This is a genomic window from Cetobacterium sp. (genome assembly GCF_048470075.1).
Classification (GTDB): domain Bacteria; phylum Fusobacteriota; class Fusobacteriia; order Fusobacteriales; family Fusobacteriaceae; genus Cetobacterium_A.
Map to the genome: position 1 here is coordinate 1 of NZ_DBGBQB010000333.1, position 6,939 is coordinate 6,939.

Genomic DNA, 6,939 nt, shown 5'->3' on the forward strand with positions numbered 1-6,939 from the left:
GATTTTAAAAAAGATTCTATAAAAACATTGGATACTCTTTTGGGAGCGGAAAGAGTAACAGTCCCATCAGATTTAACTTTAAGGATAATGTTTTTAATATTTTTCCTAGTAATAATAACATCATATTTCATAATATCACCCACATATATCAGATATAGGTATATTCTATCACAATAGTTTGATTTGCCAAATAAAATAAAGAAAAAACTTTTTTAAATAAGTTAATAAAGTTCTGCAGAAGTTTATACTGGTAATTGATATATTGTTTAAAGTGTGATTAGATATTAGTAATTTAATTTAGATATGTGGGAGGGTTTTATGGAGAATTTACATAATCCAAGAGTTTTTAAAATTAATAGATTAAGTGCACATTCAGATCATAGATATACAGGGCTAGGAATAGAATGGAAAAAATCTTTAAATGGGGTATGGGATTTTTCCTATTGTGATTCACCTAATTGGACAAAAATACAGGTTCCAGGTCATATGGAGTTACAAGGATTTGGAGATCCACAATATGTGAACACAATGTATCCTTGGGATGGGAAAGAGAGTTTAGAGCCTGGAGAAGTACCTAAAGAGTTTAATCCTTTTGGAATCTATAAAAGAAGATTTGATATACCAAAAGATTGGAAAAATAGACCTATATATATATCTTTTCAAGGGGTTGAGTCATCTTTAGAGCTATATTGTAATGGAGAGTTTGTGGGATATAGTGAGGATAGCTTCACACCTAGTGAATTTGATTTAACAAAATACTTAAAAGATAAAGATAATGAAATAGTGGTAAAAGTTTATAAGTGGTGTAGTGGAAGTTGGTTAGAGGATCAAGATTTTTGGAGACTTTCAGGGATTTTTAGAGATGTTTATCTTTATTCAACTCCAGATGTACATATAAAAGATATGTTTATAACCTCTGATTTAACAGGTAATTTTAAAAAAGCTACTTTGAAAAATGTTTTAAAGATTGAAAGTCTGAAAGAGCAAATGGTTGATATCCAAATGGAACTACTTGATGGAGAAGAGATAGTTTTAAAAGTTGAAGAAAATAGCATAAAAGTAGACGGAGCTATAAAGATAGAGTTATCTAAAAAAATTGAAAATCCAAAGTTGTGGAGTGCAGAAAAGCCAAATCTTTATCTGGTGAAGATTACGGTTAAAGATAGTAAAAGTGGTAAGGTGATTGAAGAGTGTTATCAAAAATTTGGATTTAGAAAATTTGAGATATCAGATAAAGTGATGAAAATAAATGGTGAACGTATTGTATTTAAAGGTGTAAATAGACATGAGTTTAACTGTTATAGAGGCAGAGCAATAACAGAGGAGGATATGATTTGGGATATAAAATTTTTAAAAGCTAATAATTTTAATGCTGTAAGAACTTCACACTATCCAAATCAAACTAGATGGTATGAACTATGTGATGAATATGGGCTATATGTAATTGATGAAGCCAACTTAGAAACACATGGTACTTGGCAAATTTTAGGGCAACCATGTACAGATAAAGTAATTCCAAATAATAATCCTGAGTGGTTAGAAAATATAATTGATAGAGCTAAGTCTATGTTTGAGAGAGATAAAAATCATGCTTCAGTCATAATCTGGTCTTGTGGAAATGAATCTTTTGGGGGAGAGAATCTATTTAAAATGTCTGAATTTTTAAGAAGTTTAGATAGCACAAGAGTTATACACTATGAGGGGATTTTTTGGGATAGAAGATATGATAAAACCTCAGATATGGAGAGTAGAATGTATGCAAAAGTACATGAGATAGAGAAATATTTAAAAGAAACTCCAGAAAAACCATTTATACTATGTGAATATTCTCATGCTATGGGAAATTCAAATGGAGGACTTCATAAATATACAGAGTTAGAAAAGAAGTATCCTATGTATCAGGGAGGATTTATCTGGGATTATATAGATCAGTCTTTAATGAAAAAAGACCCATTTGGTAATGAATATTTAGCTTTTGGTGGGGATTTTGGAGATAGACCAACAGACTATAACTTCTGTGTAAATGGAGTTGTGTATGGGGATAGAAAACCATCTCCAAAGGTTCAAGAGATAAAGCAGTTATTTTCAGATTACAGAATATCTATAGATGAAAAATCTTTTACTATATTTAATGATAGCTTATTTACAAATTGTTCAGAGTATGATACGAGAGTGAAGTTATTAAAAAATGGAGTAAACATATTTGAAGAGGTTTTAGAGTGTAGTGTAAAGCCTTTATCAGAAAAGACATTTAAACTATCTTTACCAAAAGTAAAAGATAGTGGAGAGTATACAATAGAGGTTTCTCTAAATTTAAGAGAGGATAGATTTTATGCTTTAAAAGGACATGAGATTTGTTTTGGACAAAAAATCTATAAAATTGAGAAAAAAGAGAAAAAGAGTTTAAAAGGAAAACCACTTTTTATAGATGGTGGATTTAATTTAGGAATAAAAGCTAAGGATATGGAGTTGATATTTTCAAAAGCGTATGGAGGACTAATCTCCCTAAAATTTGCTGGGAAAGAGTTTGTAGAGGGAGTTGTAATGCCAAACTTCTGGAGAGCTTCAACAGACAATGACAGAGGAAATAAGATGCCATTTAGATATGCTCAATGGAAATTAGCGTCAATGTATGCAAAAATGATCGATGTAAAAAGTGTTGAAAAAGAAAACTCTGTGGAGATAAGAGCAAAATATGAGTTGCCAACAAACCCAATTTCAACTTGTGAATTAATATATGAAGGATTTAGTGATGGAAAGCTAAAGGTTAGCATGGAGTATGATGGAGTTGAAGGACTATCTGAGATGCCACTATTCGGTATGAGTTATAAGATGCCAAAGGAGTATAGTGAAGTGGAATGGTACGGAATGGGACCTGATGAGAACTATATAGATAGAGTTCATGGTGCTAAACTTGGAATCTTTAAAACAGATACTAAGAGTAACATGAGTGAATATGTTATACCACAGGAGTGTGGAAATAGAATAGGTACTAGATGGGCTAAATTAACAAATAAATCTGGATTTGGAATAAAGATATCAGGCGAAGAAACATTTGAATTTAGTGCATTACCATATACTGTAAATGAAATAGAGAGTGCATATCATCACTATGAGTTACCAAAATCACACTGTACAGCATTGAATATAAATAAGATTCAAATGGGAGTGGGAGGAGATGATTCTTGGGGTGCTCCAACACATGATGAATATCTAGTTCCAAGTAATAAAAAATATGTATTTAGTTATACAATAGAGAGTAATATCTAAGCTGAAGCTGGAGGATTTTTCCTCTAGCTTTTCTCTATTTACTTAAAGGTAATATTGCTAAAAAATATAAAGCATGGTATAATAATACGTTAGATTTAATAGAGAATAGGAGAGTAAAATGACTATAGTAGAGTTTAAAAATGTGTCAAAATCATTTTTTTCACAAAATTTATATAAACATGTTGATTTAGAAGTAAATTCTGGAGATAAAATAGCACTTATTGGAAACAATGGTACTGGAAAATCAACTTTAATAAAACTTTTAACAGGTGCTGAGCATCCTGATAGAGGAGTGGTAGTTAGAGAGGAAAATACGGTAATATCTTGTTTTGATCAGTTTGGAAGAGTTGATTTAGATAGCAAGGTTCAAGATCTATTAAATTCACCTTTTGAGAGAGTGATGTCTGTACAGGCTGAATTAGACGCAGTTTCAGGTGAATTTACTGGGGATATGGAAAATGATGAGAAAGTTATGGAAAAGTATTCAAAGTTATCAGATGAGTTTGAAAGTTTAGGAGGATATTCATATCTTCATATTCAATCGGAATTTATAGATACATTTGAATTAAATGATAAATTAGATAAAAAATTTAGAGAGCTAAGTGGTGGTGAAAGACAGTATATAAGGTTAGCTATAACTTTATTTAGTAACTCTGATTTAATAATTTTAGATGAACCACTTTCATTCTTTGACAAAAAGAAAACTGCATGGTTATCAAACTATATCAATGATAGTTTAAAGGCTTTTTTAGTAATATCTCATAATATAGATTTTATAAGAACTTTTGCTACAAAAATCTTTGATATAGATAACAATAAAGTTGGAGTTTATGAGTGTGATTATCCGGCTTATCTAAGAGAAAAGAAGGTTAGAATAGCAGAGGATAAAAAGAAAAATAGAGAGACAGAGGAAACAATAGAAGAGACTCAAGATGCTATTGAGAGAAAATTAAAACTACTTGAAAGATGTAATAATAAACATGCTCATGCTGTAATTTTAAGAAGAATGAGAAAAGAGTTAGAAAGATTACAAAGAGAAAGAATTAAGTTTTCTCCAGAGTACAAGTATAGTTATATAGATGCACCAGAGGATGTTATGATAACTGGAAAAAAAGAGTTTGAAGGACCAATTGTCGTTTTAAAAGATGTGATGAAAGAGTATCCTGATAAAATGTTATACAAGGATGCAAACCTAGTTGTAGATAGAGATACTAAGATATGTATTGTGGGAGAGAATGGTTCAGGAAAATCAACTCTATTAAAAATAATAGCTGGACTGGATAAACCTACTTCAGGAGAGGTATTTATAAATGAAAAAGCAACAATAGCTTTTATAGAGCAAGATACAGTTTTTGAAAATGAAAATATGTATATAAAAGATTACTTAAAAGAGAAAACAGGTCTTTCAGAGGAGTTTATAGAAGCAGCTATTGATAATCTTTATAACAATGAGTTAGAGTTTAGAGATAAGAGAATATTTATGCTATCTGGTGGAGAGAAAAAGAGATTAGAAATATTCACAAATACTCTAATGGAAACAGATCTACTAATAATAGATGAACCATCAACTTACATGGATGATTACTCTAGAACAGCCATAGCAAATATGTTGTTAGATTATCCAGGTGCAGTTATATTAGTGAGCCATGATAAAGTTTTAATGAGAAGAATTGGATTTGTGACATACGATATTCGTGATAAAAGATTTAGAATAAAAAATTAAAAAACTTATTGACAATATATAATAATTGTGATACAATTTTTGTGTCTTGAGGGATTCCTTCAAGACGTTAGCGGGAGTAGCTCAGTTGGTAGAGCGTCAGCCTTCCAAGCTGAATGTCGCGAGTTCGACCCTCGTCTCCCGCTCCAATATATAGTTTAAAAAATGTGTCTGTAGCTCAGCTGGATAGAGCAACGCCCTTCTAAGGCGTGGGTCAGGAGTTCGAATCTCTTCAGACACGCCATTTTTTTTATATGCCGCTTTAGCTCATCTGGTAGAGCAACTGACTTGTAATCAGTAGGTGATTGGTTCGACTCCGATAAGCGGCACCACTTTGATAGTAAAAGCACTTAACGTGCTTTTTTTTTATACATAGTAATAAATTGGAATTAAATTTAAAGGATTTTTTCAAGTTAAGGCGAATAGTGTAACAGAGATTTAAATCTAAGTATTAACTTAATTGGTTTTAGAATCGAAGGAGGTTTTTTTATGTTACACAGAAGAAAAGTTGGAGAAGAGAAAGAGAAGGAGTATGAGTTTGCTCCAGATAGTTCAATGACACCTCTATTTGGAAGTTATGAGTCAGCTCATGTATTACCAAGAGAAAGTATAAATGATAAAGCAATCAATCCAAATGTAGCTTATCAGCTAATCTCAGATGAGATGATGCATGATGGAAATCCGAGATATAATTTAGCAACATTTGTTCAAACATATATGGAACCAGAAGCAAAACAGGTTATGGTAGACGCAATTGCAACTAATGCAATAGATAAAGCTGAATATCCACAGACAACAGAAGTAGAAAAAAGATGTGTTAATATTATTGCAGATTTATGGCACGCTCCAAAGGATGAAGAGTATATGGGGACATCTACAGTTGGCTCATCAGAAGCATGTATGCTAGGTGGAATGGCAATGAAATTTAGATGGAGAAAAAGAGCCCAAGCTCTAGGAATAGATATAAATGCTAAGAAACCAAATTTAGTGGTAAGTTCAGGATTCCAAGTGGTTTGGGAAAAATTTGGAGTGTACTGGGATGTAGAGTTAAGAGAGGTACCAATGATGTCATTGGACGATTTAAGACTAGATCCAAAGGCGGCAGTGGCAGCGTGTGATGAATATACAATAGGAATAGTACCAATAATGGGTATAACATATACAGGAACATTTGATGATATAGTAGCTTTGGATAAAGAGGTAGAGGAGTATAATAAAACAGCGAAGTTATCGGTACCAATTCACGTAGATGCGGCATCAGGAGGACTATACCTACCATTTGTAAATCCGGAGTTACCATGGGATTTCAGATTAAAAAATGTAGTATCAATAAGTACATCAGGACATAAGTTTGGACTAGTATATCCAGGACTTGGATGGGTAATGTGGAGAGATAAGGAATATCTACCGGAAGAGTTACTATTTAAAGTAGCATACTTAGGAGCGTTTGAACCAACATTCCAAATAAACTTCTCAAGACCAGGAAGCCAAATATGGGCACAATATTATAACTTTGTAAGATGGGGTAAAGAGGGATATAAGGCAGTTCATGAAAAATCAAGAGATGTGGGATTATTTTTAACAAAAGGATTGGAAAAACTAGGAATATTTAGAATATTAAATAGTGGAGAGAATATTCCAATAGTGTGTTGGATGTTAAAAGATGATCCAAAGAGAGCATGGACAGAGTATGATCTATCAGATAGATTGAGATATTATGGATGGCAATTACCAGCTTATCCATTACCAAAGAACTTTGAAGATGTAACAATAATGAGAGTAGTGGTAAGAGCGGATCAGAGTATGGAACAGATGTCATTATTACTTCAGGATATGAGAGAATCAATAGAGTACCTAGATAAACATATGACAGAGAAAAAAGAGATAAAGAAAACAGAGGACCATGTGGCAGGATACACTCACACAGAAAAAAGATTATTGAAAAAATA

3 protein-coding genes and 3 tRNA genes are annotated in these 6,939 nt (G+C 32.1%); all 6 read left to right on the forward strand.

Translation table 11 applies throughout. The annotated features are described in order from the left end of the window. Positions 1-318 precede the first annotated feature (318 nt). Positions 319-3,270: a glycoside hydrolase family 2 TIM barrel-domain containing protein gene (locus tag ACMOUI_RS11495; RefSeq protein ID WP_418965834.1), complete on the forward strand. Its 2,952-nt coding sequence runs from the start codon at positions 319-321 to the stop codon at positions 3,268-3,270. A 118-nt stretch (positions 3,271-3,388) separates the two neighbouring features. Next, positions 3,389-4,993, forward strand: coding sequence for an ABC-F family ATP-binding cassette domain-containing protein (locus ACMOUI_RS11500; RefSeq protein ID WP_418965835.1), 1,605 nt, complete (start codon positions 3,389-3,391; stop codon positions 4,991-4,993). A 70-nt stretch (positions 4,994-5,063) separates the two neighbouring features. Beyond that, a tRNA-Gly gene (locus ACMOUI_RS11505) sits at positions 5,064-5,139 on the forward strand. Between the two features lie 18 nt (positions 5,140-5,157). Continuing rightward, positions 5,158-5,234: transfer RNA gene (locus tag ACMOUI_RS11510), tRNA-Arg, on the forward strand. A 12-nt stretch (positions 5,235-5,246) separates the two neighbouring features. Then, positions 5,247-5,322, forward strand: a tRNA-Thr gene (locus ACMOUI_RS11515). A 157-nt stretch (positions 5,323-5,479) separates the two neighbouring features. Continuing rightward, the coding region (locus ACMOUI_RS11520; protein WP_418965836.1) for a glutamate decarboxylase at positions 5,480-6,939 on the forward strand (1,460 nt) is incomplete at its 3' end.